The 24,033-nt window shown below is 71.0% G+C and carries 17 protein-coding genes and 2 tRNA genes; 8 read left to right on the top strand and 11 right to left on the bottom strand.

Translation table 11 applies throughout. The features are described from left to right. Positions 1–265: DUF4082 domain-containing protein (locus D7X55_RS00535; protein ID WP_147469995.1), on the top strand; the 265-nt coding region annotated here is incomplete at its 5' end. Between the two features lie 208 nt (positions 266–473). Here the strand turns inward: D7X55_RS00535 and D7X55_RS00530 are convergent. After that, positions 474–830, bottom strand: a complete 357-nt coding sequence (locus D7X55_RS00530) for a hypothetical protein (protein ID WP_121721868.1) — start codon at positions 828–830, stop codon at positions 474–476. Between the two features lie 128 nt (positions 831–958). Here D7X55_RS00530 and D7X55_RS00525 point away from each other — a divergent pair, with 128 nt between their 5' ends. After that, a complete protein-coding gene (locus D7X55_RS00525) occupies positions 959–3,118 on the top strand; it encodes a DUF4082 domain-containing protein (protein WP_233609425.1) in 2,160 nt (719 codons plus the stop codon). A 38-nt stretch (positions 3,119–3,156) separates the two neighbouring features. Here the strand turns inward: D7X55_RS00525 and D7X55_RS00520 are convergent, their stop codons facing one another. Then, positions 3,157–5,427, bottom strand: coding sequence for a hypothetical protein (locus tag D7X55_RS00520; protein ID WP_121721866.1), 2,271 nt, complete (start codon positions 5,425–5,427; stop codon positions 3,157–3,159). A 415-nt stretch (positions 5,428–5,842) separates the two neighbouring features. Then, on the bottom strand, positions 5,843–7,600 hold the full coding sequence (locus tag D7X55_RS00510; protein ID WP_121721865.1) for a SulP family inorganic anion transporter: 1,758 nt from the start codon (positions 7,598–7,600) through the stop codon (positions 5,843–5,845). A 174-nt stretch (positions 7,601–7,774) separates the two neighbouring features. Between D7X55_RS00510 and D7X55_RS00505 the strand changes: the two genes are divergently transcribed. After that, positions 7,775–9,271: a HAMP domain-containing sensor histidine kinase gene (locus tag D7X55_RS00505; protein ID WP_120546193.1), complete on the top strand. Its 1,497-nt coding sequence runs from the start codon at positions 7,775–7,777 to the stop codon at positions 9,269–9,271. Next, positions 9,261–10,688: a sigma-54 dependent transcriptional regulator gene (locus D7X55_RS00500; protein ID WP_120546192.1), complete on the top strand. Its 1,428-nt coding sequence runs from the start codon at positions 9,261–9,263 to the stop codon at positions 10,686–10,688. The genes D7X55_RS00505 and D7X55_RS00500 overlap by 11 nt, the downstream gene beginning before the upstream one ends. Here the strand turns inward: D7X55_RS00500 and D7X55_RS00495 are convergent. After that, a complete protein-coding gene (locus tag D7X55_RS00495) occupies positions 10,672–11,943 on the bottom strand; it encodes an amidohydrolase family protein (protein WP_233609423.1) in 1,272 nt (423 codons plus the stop codon). The two genes, D7X55_RS00500 and D7X55_RS00495, sit on opposite strands and share 17 nt — an antisense overlap. Before the next feature lie 62 nt (positions 11,944–12,005). After that, entirely contained in the window at positions 12,006–12,176 is a 171-nt protein-coding gene (locus D7X55_RS43190) for a hypothetical protein (RefSeq protein ID WP_158616116.1), read from the bottom strand. 325 nt (positions 12,177–12,501) lie between these two features. Here D7X55_RS43190 and D7X55_RS43185 point away from each other — a divergent pair, with 325 nt between their 5' ends. The 4 genes from D7X55_RS43185 to D7X55_RS00475 all read left to right on the top strand — a co-directional run bounded on the left by D7X55_RS43185 (position 12,502) and on the right by D7X55_RS00475 (position 14,076). Continuing rightward, positions 12,502–12,825, top strand: a complete 324-nt coding sequence (locus tag D7X55_RS43185) for a hypothetical protein (RefSeq protein WP_158616115.1) — start codon at positions 12,502–12,504, stop codon at positions 12,823–12,825. Between the two features lie 77 nt (positions 12,826–12,902). Then, a complete protein-coding gene (locus D7X55_RS00485; RefSeq protein WP_147469994.1) occupies positions 12,903–13,529 on the top strand; it encodes a hypothetical protein in 627 nt (208 codons plus the stop codon). A 385-nt stretch (positions 13,530–13,914) separates the two neighbouring features. Next, positions 13,915–13,986, top strand: a tRNA-Val gene (locus D7X55_RS00480). 13 nt (positions 13,987–13,999) lie between these two features. Then, positions 14,000–14,076, top strand: a tRNA-Asp gene (locus D7X55_RS00475). Positions 14,077–14,156: 80 nt separating this feature from the next. On the opposite strand, the gene D7X55_RS00470 is transcribed toward D7X55_RS00475, so the two are convergent. The 6 genes from D7X55_RS00470 to D7X55_RS43180 form a co-directional block, all read right to left on the bottom strand. Continuing rightward, positions 14,157–14,957 (bottom strand): hypothetical protein, encoded by an 801-nt coding sequence (locus tag D7X55_RS00470; protein ID WP_121721861.1) that lies wholly within the window; start codon positions 14,955–14,957, stop codon positions 14,157–14,159. Positions 14,958–15,222: 265 nt separating this feature from the next. Further along, the gene (locus tag D7X55_RS00465; RefSeq protein WP_121721860.1) at positions 15,223–18,687 is read right to left on the bottom strand and encodes a PD40 domain-containing protein; all 3,465 of its coding nucleotides are present in this window, start codon (positions 18,685–18,687) and stop codon (positions 15,223–15,225) included. After that, a complete protein-coding gene (locus D7X55_RS00460; RefSeq protein WP_120546187.1) occupies positions 18,681–19,220 on the bottom strand; it encodes a DUF1318 domain-containing protein in 540 nt (179 codons plus the stop codon). The genes D7X55_RS00465 and D7X55_RS00460 overlap by 7 nt, the downstream gene beginning before the upstream one ends. Further along, on the bottom strand, positions 19,217–22,864 hold the full coding sequence (locus tag D7X55_RS00455; protein WP_306437694.1) for a hypothetical protein: 3,648 nt from the start codon (positions 22,862–22,864) through the stop codon (positions 19,217–19,219). The genes D7X55_RS00460 and D7X55_RS00455 overlap by 4 nt, the downstream gene beginning before the upstream one ends. A 92-nt stretch (positions 22,865–22,956) precedes the next feature. Beyond that, positions 22,957–23,733 carry a hypothetical protein gene (locus D7X55_RS00450; RefSeq protein WP_121721858.1) on the bottom strand — a complete coding sequence of 259 codons (777 nt, stop codon included), beginning with the start codon at positions 23,731–23,733 and terminating at the stop codon, positions 22,957–22,959. A 4-nt stretch (positions 23,734–23,737) separates the two neighbouring features. Beyond that, the gene (locus D7X55_RS43180) at positions 23,738–23,992 is read right to left on the bottom strand and encodes a hypothetical protein (protein WP_158616114.1); all 255 of its coding nucleotides are present in this window, start codon (positions 23,990–23,992) and stop codon (positions 23,738–23,740) included. Positions 23,993–24,033 lie beyond the last annotated feature (41 nt).

Below are 24,033 nucleotides of genomic sequence, written 5' to 3'. Positions count from 1 at the left end.
GGGCGGGCCGGGCAGCGGCTGGCAGACGGTGGACCTGTATCCGGACGTGGCCGTGCAGGAGAACACGCCGTACACCGTGTCGTATTACGCGCCGGCGGGTGGCTACACCGTGGCCTCGCAGGCCTTCGTCATCCCGTACTACGCCCAGCCGCTGCACGTGGAGGCGGACGGTGGCGTCTTCGCCTACGGGCCCGAGGGCACCTTCCCCACGCTGAGCTGGGAGAGCTCCAACTATTGGGTGGAGCCCGTCTTCCGCGTCCGCTGAGCTATCGTTCAAGAAGGAGCCCTGCACGAACCCAAAGCGTGCGGTCGTGGCCTGTGTCGCGGTGCTGCTCCTCGCGGGCTGCGCTCACGAGCCGGAGTCCTCCAATGCATCCGCCTGGAACCCGCGAATGTCGAATGCCGGGACCCCCTGGAGCAGGTCCAGCGCGCCATGTCCCCGTGATGGGAACACGTCCGGGCCCGGAGCGCGCTCAAAGCGCCAGGAGCACCTCCACCTGCGTCTGAAGCAGGCGGGCCTCTTCCTGCCTGCCGAGCTGGAGGTAGAGCGCGGCCGCGTCCCGGCGCTCCTGGATTTCGCGCTGGATGAGCGCATCCACCGTCTCCGGAGACAGGAGCAGCCGGGCCACTTCGCCACTGCCGAGGCCCACCGTGCCGCCCGCGATGCCGCCACCGGCCGGTGCAGGCGCGACGCGGATGTCGGGCGCCTCGGCATTGTCGATGGCGGCGAGCGCTTCCCGAAGCACCGCGGAGGCGGCGGCGTTCCGGGTGCGCAGTGCCTCTTTCATCGCGGCACGCAGCGTGGTCTTCCATTCAGCGACGGTCCTCATTTGCATACGCTAACCAGGAATGGCCCTTCTTCCATGAAATCGTGATGTGTGAGATTCCATCGCCAGTCTTTCCCCCCCAAGGAGTCTCAATGCTTCGACATGCATCACGATGGGTCACGACGTGGGTCGTGGGTTTCACCTGCCTCCAGCTGGGCTGTAATCCTTCTCAGCCGGAGACACCGCGCACCGACGAGGCCGCGCAGCCGCTGCTGACGGGGGAGCGCGCCCTCTTCGGTGACTCCGCGGTGCCGGCCGTGGCGGCCGCGAATGACAGCGGCGCGGTGGAGCTGGGCGTGCGCTTCCGCAGCGACGCTCCGGGCCGCATCATGGGCGTGCGCTTCTACAAGGGCGCGGGCAACACCGGCACGCACACCGGCAGCCTGTGGACGGCGTCCGGTTCGCTGCTGGCCACCGCCACGTTCCAGAACGAGACGGCCTCCGGCTGGCAGGAGGTGCGCTTCGCCACGCCGGTCACCATCTCCGCCGACACGAACTACGTCGTCTCGTACTACGCGCCCGCGGGGCACTACGCCGTGACGAGCAACGGCTTCGCGTCCGCGCTGGATGCGCCGCCCCTGCACGCGCCCGCGAGCGGGACGGGCGGCGGCAACGGCCTCTACCGCTACGGCACGAGCGGCTTCCCCGCCGACAGCTACCAGGCCAGCAACTACTGGGTGGACGTGGCCTTCCAGCCCAATGACACCACGCCCCCGGCGGCGCCCACGAACGTGGCGGCGACGCCCAACTCGCCGACCGCCATCGACCTGACCTGGTACGCGTCCGTGGACGGCTCGGGTGAGACGCAGGGCAACGCGCGCTGGCACCTGGTCTACCGGGGCAGCCAGCTCATCGCGGAGCTGCCCGGCACCACCACGAGCTACCGCGACACGGGCCTGACGCCCTCCACCGCGTACTCCTACTCCGTGCGCGGCCGTGACGCCGCCGGCAACGTGGGGCCCGCGTCCGCCACCGTCACCGCCACCACGCTCGCGAGCACCAGCAACTGCAACCCCTGCAGCTTCTGGAACGTGGTGACGGGGGATCCGCACGGCATCAACGGGGACGCCACGCCGGCGGAGGTGGGCCTGCGGTTCCACTCGGACGTCGCGGGCACGGTGACGAAGGTCCGCTACTACAAGAGCGGCGCGAACACCCCTCCGGCCGTGGGCCACCTGTGGAGCGCCACCGGCACGCTGCTGGGCACCACCGTGACGGCGCCCGTGGAGAGCGGCTTCGGCTGGCGCGAGCTGGCGTTCCCGACGCCGGTGAGCATCACCGCGAATACGACCTACGTCGTGTCGTACTTCGCGCCCGGGGGCTACTACGGCATCACGTCCAATTACTTCACCAGCGCGGGCGTGGACATGCCGCCCCTGCACGCCCCGTCCGCCCTGACGCCGGGGGGCAACGGCGTGCGCCATCTCAACGGCAGCGCCTTCCCCACGGAGACCTATTACAACGCCAACTTCTGGGTGGACGTCGCCTTCGTGCCCGCGACGGGTGACGCGTCCCCGGTCGACGTGTCCGTGCAGCATGACTTCCCCGCCGGGACGGGCGTCCGGGGCGAAGCGCTCGACTACGACATCACGGTGACGAACCACGGCACGCGGACGGCCACCAACCTCACGCTCGACGTCCCCGTTCCCGCCGGACTCGCGCCCTTCGCCTTCTACCCGACCACGTCGGCGGGCTCGTGCGGCTACTGGACCAACGACGTCATGCACTGCGAATTCACGAGCCTGCCCGCCGGGCAGAGCGCCGTCGTCCGCATGACGCTGGTGCCTTCCGTCGCCGGCACGTTCCAGTTCCAGGCCATCGTCACCGCCTCGGAGACGGACAACGTGCCGGGCAACAACACGAGCACGCTGAGCATCCCCATTGGCGCCTCGACGAACCTGGTCACCTTCGATGGCTTCGACGGCGCGGACGCGGCCATCACCGGTGCCCACGGCCCCTTCTACTTCGTGCAGAACAAGTGGTACCTCGGGTCGCCCTGGGGCGGGTTCACCACGCAGAGCATCTCGTTCAATGGCGGGGGCGTGAACCAGGGGCAGCTGAACATCTACGGGGCGCGCACCGTCGTCGGCCTGGATGCCTTCACCTGGGACTCGGGCGCGACGCTCACCCTGAGCTGCTTCAACCAGCCCACGCGCACCTTCAACCTGACGCCGGGAGAAGTGACCCACGTGGTGACGAACTGGCAGGGCTCCTGCTCGTCCGTCACCTTCGCGACGTCGAACGGCTGGGACACGAACTTCGACAACATCCAGCTGTCGCCGCTGCCTTGATGCGTTGATGCGTTGATGGGGACGGCCCCCTGAGGTGTTCAGGGGGCCGTGCCCAGGGCCCAATGGCGATTCAAGGTCCACCCGAGGAAGCACCGGGCTCCTGGGGGCGCGTCCTTCAGCTGTCCGCCGCCCACCACGTGGCGCAGCCCGAGCATGGCGGGCGCGAGCCGCTGGGGCAGGTCACCCCTGCGCTGCGAGAGCCGGGTCTCCACCTCCTGGAGGAAGGCCGGATGGGTGGCCTCGGGCCGCAGCGAGAGGAAGAACAGCATGTGCCGCCAGGCATAGGCGGCGTTCTTGAGGTTCCGGAGCCTGGAGTGGTACCCGGGCGGCCGCGCCTCCAGCAGCTCGCACACGCGCGTGAAGCAGCGGAGCGCCAGCGCCTCCAGCTGGGGCTCGAGCACGGGCCGCAGGTCCAGGGCCTCCACCAGCGTCGCCAGATTGTGGGTGGTGAGGATCTGCGCCTGCTCGATGATCCGCCCGTTGGCTGCGGGGCTCCACCGCGCGCTGTCTTCGCCATCCTTCGCGCGGGCCGTGCACAGGGCCGCGAAGGCCTCCGAGGTCCTGGCCTCATGCCTCGCGTGCTTCGAGGCGTTCATCTCCCGCAGCCCGGAGGGCAGGTCGTAGTAGCGCGCGTACAGCGTCCCCGCGAGCAGCTCCTGCGCCTGCTGTGCGGCCTCCAGGAACTTCTCCGTGAAGGTGCCCATGAAGATGTCCGCGGCCAGCTCGTCCACCACCGGCACCTGGAGGCCGGCGCTCTTGAGCAGGGCCCGGACCTCCTGGAGCAGCTTGTTGGGCAGGAGCACCTCCGGGAACGCGCCCAGCGTGAGCCGTAGCAACTGCTCCAGGGTCTGCCTGGATGCCGACTCCTGCGTGAGTCCTTGCTTCCGGTACGCGTCGATGGCGGCCACCCACGGCAGCTCCTCCAGCTTCACCTGGGACTCCAGGTTCAAGAGCAGCAGCGAGCGGCGCCGGCGGAAGGCCGTGTACAGGGCCGCGTAGAGCGCGCGCAGGGAGGGCTGCGAGATGCCGAGCGCCCGGACCTGCGCGGACAGCTGCGGCACGACGCGGGCGAGCGTCTCGCTGGAGCGGATGAGGCGCTGCTCGACCAGCGTCTCCACGGGGGCGTTCAGGGAGAGCCGCACCTTGCGCTCGATGCTGGCGGGGATGGCGAAGCCCTTCACGGGCGCCGTCAGGGCCTCGAGTGAGTCGAGCCCGGTGTCCCCGGGCAGTCCATCCAGCCGGCGCAGGGCCTCGCGGGCGAAGTCCACGACGCTCGGGCGCTCCAGCAGCTCCCGCTGCTTCGTGCGAAGGGCGTCCAGGCGCTCGGAGCCCGGCAGGCCGCGCGCCTGGGAGATGGCGTCGAGGATGCCGCGCACACGCCGCGCCTGTCCTGGGAGGATTGTCATGCGCGCGTGGACGACGTCCTTGAGCACGGTGAGGAGCCGGCCGAAGGAGAGCTGCGGCTTGCGGGGCCAGGCGCAGAGGGTGTGCTTCGTGAGCGCGCCGTCGATGTCGGAGAGCAGGGTGTGCGTGCGCTGCTTGAAGTCCGCGTCGAGCTGGAAACCCAGGGGCGCTTCGCGCAACGCCCCCGCCCAGAGCGCCACGAGGCGGTCATACAGGGGCGTCCAGACCCTCGCGGACTCCCACTGGCGCTGGAGCGCGGGGCGCGCGCGGACCTGCTTGAGCGCCGCTCGCGTCGCTTCCACCTCGCGCACATGGACGAAGGCCGTGTCCGACTGGGGCGTCGTGGCCGGCACCGGGTAGAAGCGCAGGCGCGGGAAGAATGGCGCCAGCTGGTCGAGCAGGCTTCGCGCGCGCTCCGCCTGATCATGGTCGAGCAGCCACGCCACGACGAGCAGCGCGCCCTCCTCGGGGACCTGGATGCGATAGCCGCCCGTCTGGAGCATTCGCCGCAGCTCCGCGAGCCCCTCCTCGCCCAGGTACCACGCGTTCAGCACCGCTCGCGCGCTGCCCGTGTCGTCGTCCCGTTGGAGCCGGGACAGCAGGGCCTGCTCATGCGGTTGCAGGTCCCCTTCCGCCAGCAGGCGCCCGGTGGCGAAGCCGCCCTTGGCGACCTCCAGCGTCGCCCAGGAGGGGACCTCCGCCACGGGCACGCGGGAGCCGATGGCCAGCGTGCCCTGGAGCATGCCGGAGAAGACCTCCGTCCACGCACGCACCTTGTCCTGCGCGCGGGCCCGCGCTTCCGCGTCCGGGTGCTCCTGGGTCGTCTGGAGCGCCCGGGCCAGCTGCCCGAGCGGATACTGCGTTCCAACGACTACCTCGCGGCTGCCATCATCCTTGCGGTCCACCGGGCCCCCTCGCGGCCAGACATTGCGCCGGCCACCGACAGTTTCACCCGGGAGGTTCCTGACAGGGAGCCCGATTCCACCTTTGAGCCGCCCCGGACCTGGGGGGCCGTCGGAGAGCAGCCGAAGGTGTCCTCGTCGTGCTCACGCAGGTGGGCCGAGGCGCCGGGGATGGGCAGGCAGAGCTCGAGGGTCTTCGAGCCCGGCTGGTCGGGCGGCGCGTGGTGGCAGATGCGGACCTTGTCGCCGTGGGGGCCGCAAGCCACCGGGCAGTGAGGAGGCGGGCAGTGGGGGCCGCCATCATGCCCACCGCCCTCACCGCCCAGCGCGGACACCTCGTTCTGCGGGGAGACGGAATCCGACAGTTCCTCCTCGGTGCTCGCTACGGCCTGGCCGCAACCCACGGACAGCGCCACGCCTACAACTGCGCGGAGTGCGCGGGGCGGGAGACCGGCTCCATGGACGCGTGCGCGGGGTGGACGACCGGCTCCTCCATGGGGGCGGGAGGCATGAGGCCCGCGCCCAGCAGCGCACCCTCGAGCGAGCCGTGCAGCCGCTTCTCGAGCAGGTGCTGCGTCAGCGGCTCCATCGCGGCCTCCAGGTGGGGCGGCACCTTCACCAGGGCCAGGTGCGAGCCTCGCACGGCGAGGAACTCCGCCAGGTACTGGAGCGTCGCCACACCGGCGGCGTCCACCAGCGACACCCGCGCCAGGTCCACGACCACCAGCTTCGCCCAGGGCGGACCCTCGACGAGGTCGTAGAGCTTCAGGTGGTTGATGAACAGGATGGGCCCGTCCACGCGCGCGACCAGCAGGTCCAGCGCCTCGGGGGCGTTGGGCGCCTCCGGCGGCTGCATGTGCAGGCCGCGCTGCAGCTGCGACACGTCCTCCACCCGCTGCACCTCCAGCCGCAAGGCGCCATGGCGCCGCACGTAGAGGAGGCTCGCCAGCGCGAGCCCGGCCCCGATGCCGGCGAACACGTTGAACACTGCAATGCCCAGCGCGGTGACGAGCACCACGCTCAACGTCGACTTGGACTGATTCCACATGGCAACAAGGCCCTCCAGATTGAGCAGGCGCACCCCCACGACCAGCAGGATGGCGGTGAGTGCGGCAATGGGGATGCGAGCCACCAGCGACGCGAGCATCGCCATGGCCACGAAGAGCCACAGGGCGTGCAGGACGGAGGCGGCGCGGGTGCGGGCACCCGCTTGAATGGACGCGCTGGCGCGCACGATGGCGCCCATCACCGGGAAGCCGCCGAACACGCCGGCCGCCATGTTCGCCAGACCCTGCCCGATGAGGTCCTGGTCCAGGTCACTGTGCGTGCGCGCACCGGTGAGCGCATCAAGAGAACTCGTCGCGAGCAGCGAGCCGAGCGACGCCAGCAGCGCGAGGCCCAGGGCCGCCGGCAGGAGGCTCGCGAAGTGCACGCCCTCGAAGGACGGCAGCGAAGGCATGGGCAGCGAGCGCGGCAGCGCGCCCACAGCGTCGTAACCCGCCCCGAGCGTGACCATCAGCACGGTGCCGAGCGTCAGCCCCACCAGCACCGCGGGGATGCGCTTGTGCACGCGGGGCAGGGCCACCATGGCCAGCGCCGTCAGGGCTCCGGCGGCGACCCCGAGCCAGCCCACGTGAGCGCCCCAGGTGCGCTGGGTCACGAGCGCCACGGCGTTCGCGTGCGTGTCCTCCACCGCGAACAGCCTGGGCAGCTGTGTGTTGAGGAGCAGGAGCCCGATGCCCACCGTGAAGCCCATCACCACCGGGCGGGGGATGAGCCGCGCGAAACGCCCGGCGCGCACGAGCCCCAGCACCACCTGGATGGCGCCCGCGAGCACCGTGGCGATGGCGAGCCCCGCGGCCCCATGCGCCGCCACGATGGCCGCGGCCAGGGGCAAGAGCGCCGCCTCCGGGCCGGTGACCTGGTAGCGGCTGCCACTGAGCAGTCCGCCCACGACACCCGCCACCACACCGGAGACAAGGCCCACGCTCGCGGGCAGGCCCGCGGCGGTCGCGAGCGCGACGTTGAGCGGCAGGGCCACGCACGCCACGCTGAGGCCTGCGGCCGCGTCGGCTGGCAGGCTGCTGGGCTTCACCATCTCGCGCCAGCTTTGGAGGAGCTCGCCCGTACGCCGGGTCGAGAAGGGTCGCTTGGAGAGAGCGGTCGTCGAACGCATGGTGGACGGCCTCTTACAGATGCCGTGCCACGGGCTCTCCCAGAGGGAAGCGGATGCCGCCTGTCGGTCCAGCCCTTCAGCCCTCCTGTCGGCTCCGGCCGACACTGTCGGGACCGGCGGACGGCCGTGCGAAGGGCCGGGCCGCGCCCTCGGGCGCGCGCTAGATTGCGCGCCATGTTGGTGCTTCGACTGCGCGCCCGGCTCCTGTTGTCCTACGCGGTGGTGACCGCGCTGCTGGTGGCGGCGTTCTCACAGATGGCCGTGGGCCTCATGCACACCCACGAGGTGGTGGCGAGCGTGGGGCACGAGGAACTCGCGGCCTTCGAGCGCGAGCAGCGCGTGTACGTCGCGGCCTGGGCGCTCGAGCTGGCGGTGCGGCGGGGCGTGGTGGCCTGCGAGCAGCACGAGGACAGCGCGGCCTCCGTGCACCGCGCTGTCGCCAGCGCACGCCAGGACCTCCAGACCGCGCTCGGCGCCGGCACGGAGCAGCTGGAGGCGGGCTTTCGCGCGAGCGCCCAGGACTACGTGCAGTACGCCCTGCAGCTGGAGCAGGCCGGCACCTGTGAGTCGATGCTGTCATTCCCCCTGAGGGAGCGGCGGCTGCACCTGGACGAGGTCCTGACCACGGTGTGGTCCGAGCGCACGCGGGACATGCGCCTGGCCATCCAGGCGAAGGAGGACCATGCGCGCTCCATCGGCTCGGCGGCGCTGCGCTCCGGTGGGCTCTTCGGCCTGCTGGGCATCCTCGCCGCGGGAGTGCTCGCGCTGTCGCAGGCGCGCGCGGTGTCCAACTCGGTGGCGCTGCTCTCCACGCATGCGCGCCGCATCGGCCAGGGGGACTTCAGCCCGCTGCCTCCATTGCGCGGCCCCGAGGAGTTGCGCGCGCTCTCGCTGGACCTGGACCGCATGCGCGGCCGCCTGGCGGAGCTGGATCAGCTCAAGAGCGCTTTCGTGGCGTCGGTGTCCCATGACCTGCGCACGCCGCTGGCCCGGGTGCGCGAGGCGCTGTCGCTGCTGGGGGATGGCAGCACGGGGCCCCTGACGACGCAGCAGGCGCGCGTGGTGAAGCTCGCCCAGGCGGCGTGCGAGCGTGAGATCCGCATGGTGACGTCCGTGCTGGACCTGTCGCGCGTGCAGTCCGGCCAGCCGCTGCAGCGCAATGCCGGGGCCTCGGTGGAGCAGATCGTCCAGAACGTCCTCCAGGACCTCGCCTTCGAAGCGGACGAGCGCAAGGTCCAGCTGGTGTACGAACCCGCCGCGAAGCCCGTGCGCGCGCCCATGGATACCGCGCTCGTTGAACGCGCCCTGTCCAACCTGGTGAGCAACGCCATCTCCGTCTCCAGCGCGGGCAAGACGGTGCGCATCTCGTGTGAGCTGGTGGGCCGCAAGCGCCCGGGCGCCGCCAGCTCCGTGCCGGCGGTCCAGCTGTCCGTTTCGGACGAGGGCCCGGGCGTGCCCGCGCACGCGCGCGAGTGGATCTTCCGCCCCTTCGCGAGCCTGGAGGTCGGCGGGCGCCGCAGCACGGGGCTGGGCCTGACCATCGCGCGTGAGATGATCACCGCGCACGGAGGCGAGCTGTCGCTCGCGGAGACCTCCGGGCCTGGAGCCACCTTCATCTTCTGGATTCCCCTCGAGGACCCCGCGTCCCCTGGAGCCCGCCTTGACGCCTGAACCCACCGGCCCGCAGCCCCACGTGCTCCTGGTGGACGATGACCTCCAGTTGGCGGAGCTCATGTCCATGCGGATGACCTCCCGCGGCTACCGCGTGACGGTGGAGGGCGAGGGCAAGGCCGCCCTGCGCAGGCTGTCGCAGGAGCGCGTGGACGCGATGGTGCTCGACCTGCGCCTGGAGGACATGGACGGCATGGACGTCCTGCGGGCCGTGCGGCAGCGGGCCCCCGAGCTGTCCGTCATCATGCTCACCGCGCACGGCTCCATCGAGACCGCGGTGCAGGCCATGCAGGAGGGCGCCTACGGCTTTCTCACCAAGCCGTTCCACGACCACGAGCTGATGCAGAAGCTCACGCACGCGCTCGAGCGCTCGCTCTTGCGCCGCGAGGTGGCCGAGCTGCGGCGGCGCATGGGCGAGGACGGTGAGCCCCTGCTCCTGGGCGTCAGCGAGGCCATCTCCCGCGTACGCGAGGTGCTTGCCCGCATCGCCCCCACGGACGCCACCGTCCTGCTCACCGGCGAGAGTGGCACCGGCAAGGAGCTGGCGGCGCGGATGCTCCACGTGCTCTCACGCCGCAACGCGGAGCGCTTCGTCGCCGTCAACTGCGGCGCACTTCCTCCGGAGCTGCTGGAGAGCGAGCTGTTCGGTCACGTGAAGGGCGCGTTCTCCGGGGCCGTGCGCGAGCGCGAGGGCCTGTTCGGCGCGGCCAACGGCGGCACGCTGTTCCTGGATGAGATTGGCGAGGCGTCCCCGTCCGTGCAGGTGAAGCTCCTGCGCGTGCTGCAGGAGCAGCGGCTCACGCGCGTGGGCGCGGACGTGGAGGAGCCCGTGGACGTGCGGGTGGTCGCCGCCACCAACCGGGACCTGTCGGAGGAGGTGGCCGCGAAGCGCTTCCGGCAGGACCTCTACTTCCGGCTGCACGTGGTGCCCATCGAGCTGCCGCCCCTGCGCGAGCGGGTTGAGGACATCCCGCTGCTCGCGCAGCTCTTCCTGGAGCGCACGGCGAACCGCTATGGCCTGCGCCCGCCGCGCCTGGCGCCCGCGACGGTGGAGCTGCTGCAGCGCTATGGCTGGCCCGGCAACGTCCGGGAGCTCATCCACGAGATGGAGGCCGCGGTGCTCCTGGCCGGCGCGGACGAGCTGCAACCGCGGCATGTGCCCCGGCTGGGGCAGGCGCTGGAGCGAGCCCCCGTGGAGAGCACGCAGCTGCCTGGCGTCCCCGTCGGGACCGGGGACCTGCCCTCGCTGCGCGAGGCCCGCGACGCCTTCGAGCGCGCCTACCTCGCGGAGGCCATGCGCCGCAGCAACGGCAGCGTCAGCGCCGCGGCGCGGATGGCCGGGCGCAACCGGAGCGACTTCTACGACCTGCTCAAGCGGCACGGCCTGTCCGCCGCTGACTTCAAGGCGACCTCGTAGGACGCGCGTCCAGGACCACCTGTCCGTCCTTCATCACGAAGCGGACCTGCATCAGTGCCTGGAGGTCCTTGAGCGGATCCCCCTCCACCGCGAGCAGGTCCGCGCGCTTGTCCGGAGCGAGCGAGCCCACCTGGTCCTGCATGCGCAGCAGCTCCGCGGCGTTCACGGTCGCGGCGCGCAGGATGTCCACGGGTTTGAGCCCCGCTTCTGTATAGGCGACGAACCACTTCACGCTGGCCTGGCCTCGCGTCATTCCTGGCATCACGGTGTACATGTCCGAGCCCGCGGCGATCCGGACACCCGCGGCCACCGCGCGGCGAAGGCGCTCCTGGGCCCTGGCCATGTTCTTCCTGCAGCGCTCCTTCATCTGGCGCCGGCGCTCCGCGTCGCCGGTCTGGGTATCGAAGAAGTCACATGCGTCCATCGGGCCATCCGTCGGCACCAGGAAGATGCGCTTGCGGACCATGGGGGCCAGCACGTCATCGGGGAGGGAGTACCCATGCTCGATGGAGTCGGCGCCCGCCTGGACCGCGATGCGGATGCTCGCGTCGGTGGTGGTGTGCGCCGCCACCGGACGCTTCATGCGGTGGGCCTCCTCGACGATGACCTTCAGCTCCTCCAACGAGAGGAGGTTGTGCCCGTTGTCGACGATGACCTTGATGCAGTCCGCGCCGTCCACCAGCGCCTGCCGCACGGCGCGCCGGGCCTCCTCCACGCCGGAGACGGTGACGTACTCCTGCTCGATGAGGGGTTGGGCCGGAGGCTGGAGCGTGGGGAACTGCCCGCCCTGGGGCGCGAGCGCGCGGGTGCAGGCGGAGATGCGCGGGCCCTGCACCCAGCCCCGCTGGATGGCGTTGCGCAGCGCCACATCGCCGTTGACCCCGGAGTTGCCCACGTCGCGCACCGTGGTGACACCGGCCTCGAGCATCTCGCGGCCCAGCTTCGCGCCCAGGAGCGCGCGCTCGGCGGTGCTGCTCTGGGCGACAGGGGTGAGGAGGCCGCCTCCTTCGTTCGACGGGTCGACGTCCAGCAGCAGGTGGGAGTGCGCGTCGATCAGCCCGGGCAGCAGCGTGACGTCGCCCAGGTCGATGACCCGTGTCCCCGGGGGGATGGAGAGGCCGCTGCCCACGGCCTGGATGGTCGTGCCTTCGATGAGCACGACCGCGTCCGGAAGGAGCCGGTCGCTCTTCCCGTCGAAGAGCCGGGCGGCGCGCAGGGCGGTGCGCGTGGGCGGCGTCTGGCCCCATGACGGCAACGAGACGCAGCACAGGAGGAACGCTCCAAGGACAGTCGTCAAAAGGCGTCGGGAACGGCGGCTCATGATGCTGGCAGCCGTACCACGAAGCCCGTGCTGTCGCCGAGTCCCAGCAGGAGCAGCTCCAGGGTCTGGCGCTCGCGCGGCGCGAGCCGCACGCCCAGGATGCGGCACATGCCGGAGCGCAGCGGAGGCGGCGGGGATAGAAAGCCGAGGCCCGTGCCGGTGTGCACGGGGCATCCGCCCGAACCGACTCAAGGAGCCCCAGCCCGTGGCGAGCGAAGGCGAACAGCAGCCGGAGCAGACCTTCACCGAGGCCATTCTCGGCAAGGGGACCCTCTCCGCGAATGGGATGAAGGGGTGGCTTCAGCTGCCCGTCAGTACGCGCGTCGTGGTGGCCACCGCCAGCTTCGCGGCCCTCCTGTTCCTGCCGTACCTGGGAGACGCACTACGGCGAGGTGGCTCGGATGATGATCGAGCGCCGCGACTACGTGTACCCCTTCTGGGAAGGCGCGCACTTCTTCTTTCGCCGCGCGCCCGCTGTGGAGGGGGGACCTGGTGACGCTGGTGCTGCTGGCCTGCGGCGCGTACCTCGCGTTCGACGCGTTTGCTCCGCGCGCGAAGCAGAAGGCGTCACCGGGCGCCCGCGCGGTGTCGCTGCTGCTGCTGTCCGGCGCGGCCACGCTGGGCGCGGTGGCGTCGCGGGCGCAGGTGTCCGCGGAGGCGCTGCTGGGGCTGGCGTTCCTGGCGGTGGCCGGCTTCCTGGGCTGGCAGTCCTCGCGCCCGGGCATGGAGGGCCGCTCTTCGCCGCGGCCGGACCAGGTGGTGACGCCCGTGGACCGGGACATCAACAACAAGTTCGTGCTGGTGACGGTCGATTGATGCGTCTGGGATTGAGGCGCGTGGCCGGTCGTCACCGGCCGGGGTCTCCTGGCTTTGGGTGACAGGAGATTCCCATCATGCTCAGACCCCTTTCGCGTTCCGTGACCGCTGTCGCGTGTTCCCTCATCCTGTCCCTGGGCCTCACGGCTTGCGGTGATGACGACATCAGCTCCGACGAGCAGGCCCGCCGCGCGTACCTCGGGCTGGACCCGTCCGTGAGCAAGGCCCTGCAGCTGGGCTTCGCCGGCTTCAACGCCGCGTCCAGCGCGAACATCCCGGCCCAGTCCACGGCGGGCGCCGCCTCCGGGACGCTGGTGGTCACCGGGCAGGTGGACCAGGGCAGCTCGGCCAACAAGGGCATGCGCCTGCGCATTGGCATGACCGGGTACTCCGATGGCGAGATTGCCCTGGGTGGGGACGAGGACCCGGTGAACATCACCTACGCTTCCAGCACGGACACGGCGGCGCAGCCGGAGCTCACCCTCCAGCTGCGCGACATCCCGGGCGGCACGTTCACCGGGACGCTCAAGGGGCCCTTCCAGATGACCGGGGACCTGGAGGGCAGCGGCACCCTGGACCTCACCCTCACGGGTGAAATCGAGGACGACGGCACCGGCCAGGTCCGCCGCACGCCGGGCAGCACCCACGTGACGGGCACCGCCACGTCCGGTGACGGCGTCTACACCGTCGACGTCACGCGGTAGCGGCCCCGCCCACCGCCAGTCCGGCCCCCTGCCCGCCAGGGCAGCCGGAAGCCCGGCGGGTTGGAATGTCGTTTCCTGAAAGTCACGAACTCCCCGTCAGGATGTCAGACGGCCTCCGTATGTTGTAGGGCATGGAGGCGATGATGCAGACGATGTTGGTGTTCGTGCCGGTGGCCCTGCTGGTGGGCGCCGTGGTGATGATTCCCCGTTCCCGCCGCCGCGTGCGCCGGTGGAAGGTCCGGGCCTAGCAGGCGGATCCGCGGTCGTCGGATCCGCCCCCCGCCGAGGGGGCAGAGCGCGATTCAGGTGCCCCGAAAACAGATGCTTGACGGGGGCGGATGGGGACGGTACAAGCCGCCTCACTGAATCACGGCGGGGCCGCGCAGGGCGGATAGCTCAGCGGTAGAGCGGCGCCCTTACAAGGCGATGGTCACAGGTTCAATCCCTGTTCCGCCCATATAGATTTTTGTGGGGAGTTAGTTCAGTTGGTTAGAACGCCGGCCTGTCACGCCGGAGGCCACGGGTTCAAGTCCCGTACTCCTCGCCACTAGAAGGGCCCGGAATCGAAAGGTTCCGGGCCCTTCGCTTTTTCAGCCGCCATCATGGACAGCGGCCGTCCGCGGGCCCTCAGGGGCTGGAGGGCGGCGGCCAGACGGTGATGGGCTTCTGCGGCTCGCCGCGCGCCTTCACCGGAGTGGCGGGCTGCTGCGCATCCCGTGGCTGTGACGCGGGGACGGCCTCTTCCGCGACGTGGGGTTTCGACGCGGGGACGGCTTCTTCCGCGACGCGCGAATCCGCCGGACGTTCCTCCGTGAAGGCCACGGGCCGCCCGCCGCACTGGAGCCTGCGCACGCTGTTGAGGGTGTTGACCCCGCGCCTTCCCGCGAACACGTCGTCCTCCCCGGGCATGAGCAGGCTGGCCCGCGCGTTCGCATCCAGGACGTCCCGGGCCGTGGGGGCGGAGACGAGGGCCCCCACGAGTCCCACCACGCCCGCGACGAGTCCGGTGACGCCAGCCACGGAGGCGGCGGTATCATTCTTGTCCACGAGCGCGACGGCCGTCCCGAGCCCCGCGGCGATTCCCCCCAGGCTCCCCAGGCTCCAGTACAGGCTGTGCCGTTGCGCGGCTTTCACGGGCTCGAGGCGCTCTTCATGTCTGCGCTGGAGCTCGGGTTCGCCCAGCCTGGCCCACAAGCCTTCGAGCGGCTCGGGTTGGTCCTTGCCCACCTTGAAGACGCCGATGCCCTCGTAGTCCTTGAAGTAATGGACCTGGTAGTTCCCGAGGCCGCTCTGGGCCCTTGCCTCGATACGGGCCGGCGCGAGGTCGTACCAGTCCTCACTCTCGCATGGCGTCCGGGGCTCTCCGTTGGGCAGCGCCAGGGAGCGCCCGATCCGGGCAGGCCTTGGCGTCCCGCAGCCCACCAGCACGGTGCATCCGCAGCAGACAAACACTCCAATGATGCGTTTCACAGTCACAGGCAGCCTCGTTTCGCGGCAAGCGCCAATCGAGGGTGGGAGCCACCTCCCCCATGGAGGCTCCGACCGGACCGCACGGTATGAACAGGAGTTGCCAGCCCCCCCGGGCCCACTCTCGTGGGGAAAAGCATACGCCCGTCACGCAAGGGATTGCCAGGGAGGGAGACAATGAAAGGACCGGGGGGCTGTCCGAGACGTCGACGAAAAGACAGACGCGCTACTCGGCCGCGCTCCGGGCTTCCTGCGCAGGCACTGGCTTTTGCCCGGCGCCGTCGAGCGCCAGGTAGATGTTGAACCACGCCAGATAGGCGCGCCACGCCGGGTCGCGCTGCTCCAGCAGCGTGCGCCGCGCCTGCTCCATCCGCTGGGGCACGTTGAAGGGCATGGGCGTCCCCGCCTCGGATTGCAGCTGCGCCGCGAACCAGAGCACGTCCAGCTGGCCCGCATCGACCGGCGCGTGGGTGCGCGCCATCAGCGAGTCCGCGTGCTCCAGCGCCTTGCCCAGCCATCGAGCCGCCTGCGCGGGTTCGCGGCGGTCCACGGCGTTCTCCGCCAGCCGCAGCTCCGCCAGCGTCACCGCGCGGATGTCCTCGTCGCGGTCCAGCTCGTCGAACTGTTCCAGGAAGAGCGCGCGCCGCCGCTCCAGCGCTCGGGCGGCGGCGTCCCTGCGCCCGAGCCGCGTCTCCGCGTTGGCGCGCAGCCCCGCGGCGATGAGGCGATACGCGCGCTGCACGTACTTGGGCGTGGCGTGGGCCTGCTTCAGCGTGGCCTGCACGGCGGGCGTCGACAGCTCCCGGTCCACCTGGTCCAGGTCGTCCAGCGCCCGCTGGGCCTGGTCCGCGCCCAGCGCCGCGCCACCACGGGCCAGCCGCAGCACCAGCCGGTTGCGCAGGCCCTCCTCGTCGCGAGGGCCGGCCTCGATGGGGGGCAGCGCGCGGTCGTAGAGCGCCAGGGCCCGCTCGAAGCGGCCCGCGGCCAGGTTGTAGAGGGCCGCCCGGTCCATCACCAGCGGGATGAACCGGGCCAGCTTCGGCGCGGCCTCCACGGTGGCCAGGGCCTTGTCCGCCGCCTGCGCGGCCTCCGCCTCGCGGTTGACGTGCAGGAGCGCCCGGGCTCGCGCCAGGGCCACCGACAGGCCCGCGCCGTTGTCCGTGTAGGGCAGCTTGTCCCGCTCGTCCAGGTAGCCCAGGGCGATGTGGTAGTTGCCCACCTGCGTGTGCAGGAGGCCCAGCGCGCCCAGCAGCATCGCCTTGTAGCGCGCGTTGTTGCGCACCAGGTCCAGGGCGACCAGGTAGTGGCGGTTGGCGCGCTCGGCGGCGGCGGGGTTGTGGCCGCGCAGGAAGTCCTCGTGGTGGATGGCCCCCATGAGGGCCTGCACCTCGCGCTGGTTCTTGAGCTCCTGCCACGCCGCGCGCAGCTCCGCGAGGCCGGTCTTCACCGCCTGGGCGTGGGCTTCGTCGTCCAGCTTGGAAAGCCGGCGCGTCGTCACGTAGGCCTTGACGAAGTGCGAGAGCGACTTCGCCTTGCCCGGGACGTCCGTGGTGACCTCCTGGATGATCTGCTCCGGAGGGACGCCCGCGCGCAGACGCAGGCTCATGGACTCGACGGCGCTCTCCAGCGACGCGGTCCGCCGCGTCACCAGGTCGAAGTCCGCGCGGGCCTCGTCCATCCTGTCCCTCGCCATGCGGCGGTAGGCGCGGCCCATCAGCGCGCGGCGGAACAGCCGCTCCGCCCGGCGGCGCTCCTCGGTGCCGGCCGGGGTGTCGTCGACGTAGAGCGTGGCCAGGTCCTCCATCACGCCGTCGGCGCCCAGGCTCGCCGCGCGCTCGGCGGTGTCCTGCACCACCATGCGGCGGCGGAGCGGGTCCTGCTGCTGCTTGTAGAAGGCGACCAGCGCGTCCCGGACGGGGCGGGGAGGGCGCTCCACGTTCAGTGCGTTGACGTGGCGGCCCAGCTCCAGGGCGAACGCATACGGCGTCCCCGGGCTCTCCGCCGCGAGCGCCTGGGCCATGGCGGCGTCCGCTTCCGCGTAGGGCCGTCCCCGGTACAGCGCCCGGACGGCGGCGCGCGCGAAGTCGAGCTGATCATCCGCCTTGAAGACCTTGTTCTGGGACAGCTGGCGTCCCGCGGCGACCAGCGCCTGCCGGTCGTCCAGCTCGCGGTACAGCGCGTCCGCCTGTTCGTGCCAGGCCTCCAGCACCGCGCGCGGCGTGGTGTCCGTGAGCCAGGCCGCCTCCAGCTCCTGCTTCGCGAGCGTGAAGTCGCCGGAGGACTGCGCCAGCTCGCTGCGAATGACGCGCCGGTAGACGGCGGAGGGTGGGCTGGGCGCGGCGGCGGGATCCAACGCCGCCATGCGTTGGCGCTCGGCCTCCTGCAGCTCGTCCACCATGCGGCCCCGGTCGCGTTCCTTCAGGGCCTTGCGGTGGGCGATGAGCAGCCGCAGGGGCTCCGACAGTCCGGCGGTGGGGGGATCCTCCACCGTGGACATGTGCCGGGCGTAGTACTCCGCGGCGTCGAAGTCGCCGTTGGCCAGGTGCAGCTGGCTCAGGCGCATCAGCAACAGCCGGCGGAGCTTGGGCCGCTTCTCCAGCAGCATCCGCTGGCGGTAGAGGATGAGCTGATCCGCGCGCCGGCCCACCATGCCCAGCTCCTCGTTGAGGCGGGCCACGTCCCATTGCGTGGGCACCTGCCCGCCCAGCGGCAGCCGGTACACGTCCAGCGACAGGCCCCGGGAGCAGGTCGTGATGACCGACGCGGCGGTGGGGGAGGGGTACTCGCAGTTCCATGCCTGGCTGGTCAGCTGATCCGGGCTGGAGGCGGAGGCCTGCGCGGGTGCGTCGTCGCGCTCGGAAGGGAAGGGCACGCGGAACAGCACCCCGCTGTCGCTCGCGTCAATCACCCCGTCCCCGTTGGAGTCGGTGAAGAACTGCACCACGTACAGCGAGCGTCCGTCGCGCGCGAACACCGGCTGGCCCGTCTTGCCCGGGATGTCCAGCGTCAGCGGGACGGGGGCCGCGCCCGGGACATCCAGCCGGACGGCCTCCAGGTGCGGTGCCGCTCGCGCCGCGAAGCCCGGCCCCACCTCCTGCGCGGAGCGCTGCACGGGGACGTACACCAGCCAGCGTCCGTCCGGGGAGACCGCGGGGCTGGTCAGGTTGCGCTCCAGCAGCGGCGTCACCTGCCACCGGGCCTCCAGCGCGACCTTCGACAGCCGCAGGTCTCCCTGGATGGTCGCGCGGCTCACCAGCGCGATGTGCGTGTCGTCAATCCACTCCGCCTGCAGCGCGCTGGTCTCCTCCTCCAGGCAGTGGCGCTCCTTCGCCTCCGGCAGGTCCCTCACGCACAGCTGGCCGCCGGCCTGGGTGCGGAAGGAGATGTAGAGCAGCTGCTTGCCATTGGGGCTGATGCGCGGCCACGTCACGTCCGCGCCTTCGTCGAAGAGGCGGCGCTCGCGGCCCTTCTCCAGGTCCTGGCTGAAGATCTCCGTGGCGATGTCCCGGTTGGACACGAACAGCAGCTGGTTCTCGTCGGGCGCCAGCTGTCCCAGGAACTGGTCCCCCATGCCCACGGTGAGCCGCTCGGGCAGGACCATGCCTCCGTCGTTCTCGTCGTCCTGGGCCCGGGCGTCGCTCGCGAGGAGCACGGCCAGGGCCAGGAACCAGGGGGCCCGGAGGGTCAGCACTTCTTCTCTCCCCAGGTGCCGTCCTCGGCCTCCATCCAGCCGCCGCAGACGACGCCCTCCGCGTGCGCCTGGCGCCAGTTCTCACGCAGCGTGGCCTCCGGCACGCCGGGGCGCACCGTCTTCATCCACTGCCACAGCTGGCGCCGGGCCCGGTTCACGCGCTCGACGAGGGCGGCGTCGTCCGCGGACACGCGCCCGGCCGTGCACTGCTTCCGGGTGAGCACCAGCAGGCCGTCCTTGCCCTCGCCCACGCAGTGGCGCCGCACCAGGTCGTCCACGCGGTCCGCCTGCGTCTTGCCCAGGTTCTCCACCAGCGGCGGAGGCTGGATGCCCAGGTCCTCCAGCTGGTTGGGCGTCAGCGGCACCGGCGTGGGGTTCATGCCCGCTCTGGCGAGCCGCTGCTCCACGTCCTTGTACGAGCCCGCGGCCTGCTCCTCGAGCGCCGTCGCCCGGTCCACCATGACGATCTCCGGGGCGCGGATGCACCCGGGAGCGGTGAGGGCGGCCACCAGCAGCAACCCACGGTGTTTCATGGCAGCGCCTCCGGAGGGGTCATGGAAGTCATCATTCGGTCGACGATGGGGCCCAGGGGGATGCCGCGGATTTCATCGATGCTGACCAGCCGGGCCAGCCCGCCCATGGTGATGAGCAGGCTGCCGAAGCCCTGCTTGAAACTCACGCGCACGTGCTCCGGATAGCCCAGGCTCAACGCGTAGCGGACGCGGTTGGTGGCGGGGTCGGTGTGGTGCGGGTCCTCCAGGTCGAGCAGGTCCAACAGGTGGCGGTTGCCGATGCGCAATATCTCCGCGCGGCCGTTGATGCTGCGATCCCGGGCGGAGATGACCATGGCGGCGTTGCCGTCGAAGGGCTCGCCCCGGGAGGACTTCACGCCCGTGGCGCGCACGTGGGCCTCCATCGTGGAGTTCCTGCCCTGGTAGTCCAGCATGCACTGACCGGTGATGCGCCCGCCGCGCACGCCCATCTCCAGCTGGCTCATGGAGAACACGTTCTGGTTGATGGCCAGGTTGCCCGCCAGCGGCGCGATGGTCACCCACGGCGTGGTGATGCGGTCCGCGGACATGAAGCCGCTGCGCGTGAGCAGCGGGTGTTGATCCGCGAAGCGCAGCATCGAGTACGGATTGACGTCCAGGTCGTTGAGCAGCCGCACCCCATCCGGGGAGACCTCCACGTTCTCCGTCAGCGGCACGTCGCCGTTGAGCGCCTCCACGACGATGCCGGACTGAGGCATCCGCACGTTCACGTTCTCCAGCTTGAGGTTGGAGGTGGTGCGGAACACCGTCAGGTCCGGAGACGCCACCCGGAAGTTCACCGTGGCCTTGCCGCTGCTCTCCAGCTGCCCGGCCCGCGCGAGGTGGGCCAGGTCCTGCTCCAGCGAGCCCCGGAGCCCCATGCGCTGCTGCTCGTTGCTCAGGTCGAGCCGGCCCTGGACCTTCAGCTGCGTCTGGGTGCCGCCGTTGGACAGGCGCAGGTCCGGGATGCGGATGACGCCGGTGGGCTTGCGCTGGACGGAGAACGACGCCTCCACGTCCTGGACGGGGTAGGGCAGCGCCGGCTTCTGCTCCAGCGAGCGGACCTTCACCCGCTGCCTCAGCTCGATGTCCCCCTTCTCCCACTGGTCGGTGAAGGTGGCGGTGCTGTCGCTGGAGAGGTCCGCGAACGTCAGCCGGCGCTCGTTCATGCTGACGGTGAGCTTCTCCACCGCGAGCGTCGTGCGGACGGTCCGCTTGGGGCCTTCCGCGTGGGATTCCCCCTGCCAGCGCAGGGCGGGGACGTTGATGGTCTGGTCCGCCTGCTTCCAGCGCACGCCGCGCAGGTCCACCTGCGCCTTGCCCTCGAAGCTGGCGGCGCGCGGAGGCATGGGCGCCAGGCGGAAGCTGCCGTCGGAGCCCAGGTGCGTGATGAGGCCGGTCAGGGTGCCGTGCAGCTCGCCGGTCATCGCGAGCTTCGACGGGTCGACTTCCGGGGGCACGCGCGCCTTCGCCAGCAGCGGCGACAGGGGCCCCAGGGGCGGGAAGTCCCCCTTCACGTCCACGCGGAGCGCGCGGGCCTTCCGGTCGTATGCCAGCGCAGCGTCGGCGGCGACCTTCAGCCCCTCACGGCCGTTGAGCCCCAGCCGGAGCGCGAGCTTGCGGCGGTCGATGTCGAACGACAGCGTCTGGTGTTGCGTGCCCGCGTCGGTCTCTGCGATGCGCAGCCCTTCGACCTTCAGGTCCAGGTCGCCCTTGTGCTTCCACGCGTCGCCCTGGGATTTCAGCACGAGCGCGGCGGTGGCGGCCGACACGTCGTCCCATCCCAGCCGTTGCAGGCGCAGCTCCGTCTGGTGGTCCACGCGCGGCGAGGGCTCGAAGAGGGCCGTCAGCTTGCCCTTGGAGGTCAGCGTGACGGCCAGCTGCTTCCAGGAGAGTCGCGCGGCGACGTCCTCCGGAAGGTACGGCCGCGCGGCGACGAGGTCCGGCGTCTGGACGTCCAGCGCGTACGCCACGTCGTCGGTGCCCTTGGTGGCGTCCAGCGACGCGTGCAGCGTGCCCACGTCCAGCTCCACCCGTGCGCGGGCCCTGCTCCGCCGCGGGTCCTCCATCGTGGGGAAGGCCTCCGTCACGTTCAGCTGGACGCGCGCGGGGCCCTTCAGCACCTCGCGGCCTTCCGGGGTGATGATCCGCAGTGCCTCCACGGGCAGGTCCGCCTTCAGCGCGAAGGGAGGCTTCGCAGTCAGCGGCGCCTGGAGCTTCAAGCCCATCCGCTCCGCCGTCACGCGGTGCCCGGACGCGCGCAGGTCCAGCGCGTCCACCCTGGCGGACAGGGCCGCGTCTCCGGCGACCCGCAATGGCGAGGAGAGGTCGGGCCGCAGCTGCTTCCCCGTCAGCTCACCGGAGGCCTTCGGAATGCGCAGCGGCGTGGCGCCCCCGACGTCGAGCCCCTGGAGCGCGAACGTGAGCCTCGCGGCCAGTCCCTGCGATGCATCCGGGGTCGCGTTCAGGGAGAGGCGTCCATCGCCCAGCTCCACCCGCTGGCCCTCCTGCGCGAAGAGGAGCTTCGCCACGTCGACATCCAACCCGACCCGTCCCTGCGCCCCCAGCTGGGGCATGTCGCTGAGCGTGACCTCCTGGGCCTCCAGGTGCACCTTGCCGCTCTCCACGGAGAAGGGGCGCAGGTCCGCGGGGAGCCCTTGAAACAGGCGCCCCAGGTCCACGTTCGCCAGGGCCCGCGTCAGCACGGGCGGCACCTCCGCCGAGTCCGGCAGCACCACCCGGGCCTCCACCTCCGCGCTGTCGGTCAGCCGCGTGCGGTCCAGGTCGACGGTGGTGAGCTGCTTCTCCGTATCGAACTTCGCCGTCACCGCGCCGTGCAGCAGCGAGCGGAGCGTGAAGCGCGGGTCGAAGGTCTGCCGCGCGACATCCAGGTCCATCTTCACGCGAGCGGCGTCCGCGTTCACCTCCGCGGACAGGGCCAGCTCCAGCAGGGCCTCGGCTCCGGGGACGGCGGGCGCCTCTCGGTTCAGCGTGAGGGCCAGGGGCTTTCCCGTCCGCCCCAGGTCCACCAGGAGCTTCCAGGCCTTGTCCTGGGGCTTCGCTTCGATGCCGGCCTCCAGCCCGCGCAGCGACCAGCGGTCCACCACCGTGCGGCCCTGGACGCGGACGTAGGTCAGCGACACGTTGGCCAGGGCGATGCTGGAGACGGGGAAGGGGGCGGCGAAGATTTCCGCGACCTGCTGGGACGTGCCGGGGGCGGCTTCGTCCAGCGGTTCGGGCTCCGGCGGTCCGGTCAGGTTCGTGAGGGACGTGGTTCCCTGGTCATCCGCCACCAGGATGACGGTCGCGTCGCGCACCGACACCCGCTCCACCCGGACCGGTCCGTTCACGAGCGCCCCAAACGACCACGCGACCTCCAGCGCGCCGACACGCAGGAGGTCCGGCTCGACGTCCTGGAACGGCGGCGGGGTGCGCACCACCAGGCCTTCCATGCGCAGCCCGGAGAGCACGTCGATGCGCGCCGTCCGGTAGTCCAGCCGCACGTTCGTGGCGGCTTCCACCTGCGCGACGACGCGCGACTTCAGCCAGGGGTGATCCAGGTGGTGCAACGCGGTCACGACCGCGATGAGCAGGAGGACGAACGTCGCGAGGAGGATCAGGCCCGCGCTCGCGATGATTCGCGTCAACCGACGACGAGGCCGTCCAGCACCGGGGGAGTCCATGATGTTCCGCCGAGGCGACCGGCCCGCCTCCTCCTACCATGCGCCCGGAAGCCGTCTCAACCGAAGCTGGACGAAGTCATTCCCGCGGTGCCGCCCGCCAGGGGCTTGTAGGGGAAGTAGAGGTTGCGCACGAAGCGGGTGAACACGTGCTCCTCGTTCCACCGCTGGCGGGCCATGCCGTACACGCCGGGTGCGCGCAGGTCCCGCTCGGAGACGCCGGTGACGAACTCGCGCTCGCTGTAGATGGCGAAGACCTCGTCCACCGCCGCGCGGCTGCGGTATGTGCGGAGCATCGTGCGGTAGATGAGCTCGCTCTCCTTCTGGGTGAAGGCCAGTCCCTGGATGGCGTGCGCCATCTCGTGAAACACCAGGTACTGCTCCGATTCCAGCCGGTCCTGTCTCAGCGCGATGCGGGCCCGGGGCCAGTCCGGGTGGTCCCAGAACAGGCCCGCGGCCTGGGGCGACACGGCCCGGGGATAGCCGTACTTCACGAGTGTGTGCCCGGGCGGAATCAGCTCCAGCGTCAGGGGCCGCGCCGCCTCCATGCGGGCGATGAGCTGGAGGTTGCCGGAGAGCTGCCGTGCAATCTCCTCCTGCACCCGCTTCACCTGCGCCGCCGGTGCGCCGTACGGCTTGAGCTCCAGCTTCGCGCTCACATAGGCGCGGGCCTTCGCGGGGCCTTCCGCGGGAGGACGGCCTGCGCGTGATTCGAAGACGTCACCGCCTTCCAGCAGGGTGAAGGCGCTCAACGGCTGCTTGAGCCCGACCTCCGCCGCCAGCGGGGTGACGTCCGGCGTGGAGCCATCCAGCGTCTCGTAGCGCTCCGGGGCCATGGGCTCAGGTGCAGGTCTTCGCCTGCTGGTTGCAGCTGTCGACGCAGCCAGGCGTCTGGGTGTCGGGCGTCAGGCGCTCCGCGTGGCCCTGCACGGAGTCCGGCGGCTGGCGCGAAGGGGGCGGGGAAGACTTCGCGCAGCTGTTGAGACACGCGTCGTACTGGTCGCGGCAGGACGGCGTGAGACTCGAGGTGTCAATTGTCGCGCAGCCGCAGAGCAGCGACAGCGCGGTGATTCGCAGTGCGAGATGCATCTTCATGCGCTGCAATCTACCCCCGGACGTGGAGTAGTGTCTGGCCT

The sequence above is a fragment of the Corallococcus sp. AB049A genome, from assembly GCF_003668885.1.
GTDB lineage: Bacteria > Myxococcota > Myxococcia > Myxococcales > Myxococcaceae > Corallococcus > Corallococcus interemptor.
The sequence above is the reverse complement of the archived record's forward strand: the minus strand, read 5'-3'. Positions and strand labels throughout refer to the sequence as shown.

Coding starts and splice junctions, on each gene's coding strand:
- D7X55_RS00530 (WP_121721868.1), bottom strand. CDS start 830: ATGAGGACCGTCGCTGAATGGAAGACCACGCTGCGTGCCGCGATGAAA.
- D7X55_RS00510 (WP_121721865.1), bottom strand. CDS start 7,600: ATGCGTTCGACGACCGCTCTCTCCAAGCGACCCTTCTCGACCCGGCGT.
- D7X55_RS00505 (WP_120546193.1), top strand. CDS start 7,775: ATGTTGGTGCTTCGACTGCGCGCCCGGCTCCTGTTGTCCTACGCGGTG.
- D7X55_RS00485 (WP_147469994.1), top strand. CDS start 12,903: ATGCTCAGACCCCTTTCGCGTTCCGTGACCGCTGTCGCGTGTTCCCTC.
- D7X55_RS00460 (WP_120546187.1), bottom strand. CDS start 19,220: ATGAAACACCGTGGGTTGCTGCTGGTGGCCGCCCTCACCGCTCCCGGG.
- D7X55_RS00450 (WP_121721858.1), bottom strand. CDS start 23,733: ATGGCCCCGGAGCGCTACGAGACGCTGGATGGCTCCACGCCGGACGTC.
- D7X55_RS43180 (WP_158616114.1), bottom strand. CDS start 23,992: ATGAAGATGCATCTCGCACTGCGAATCACCGCGCTGTCGCTGCTCTGC.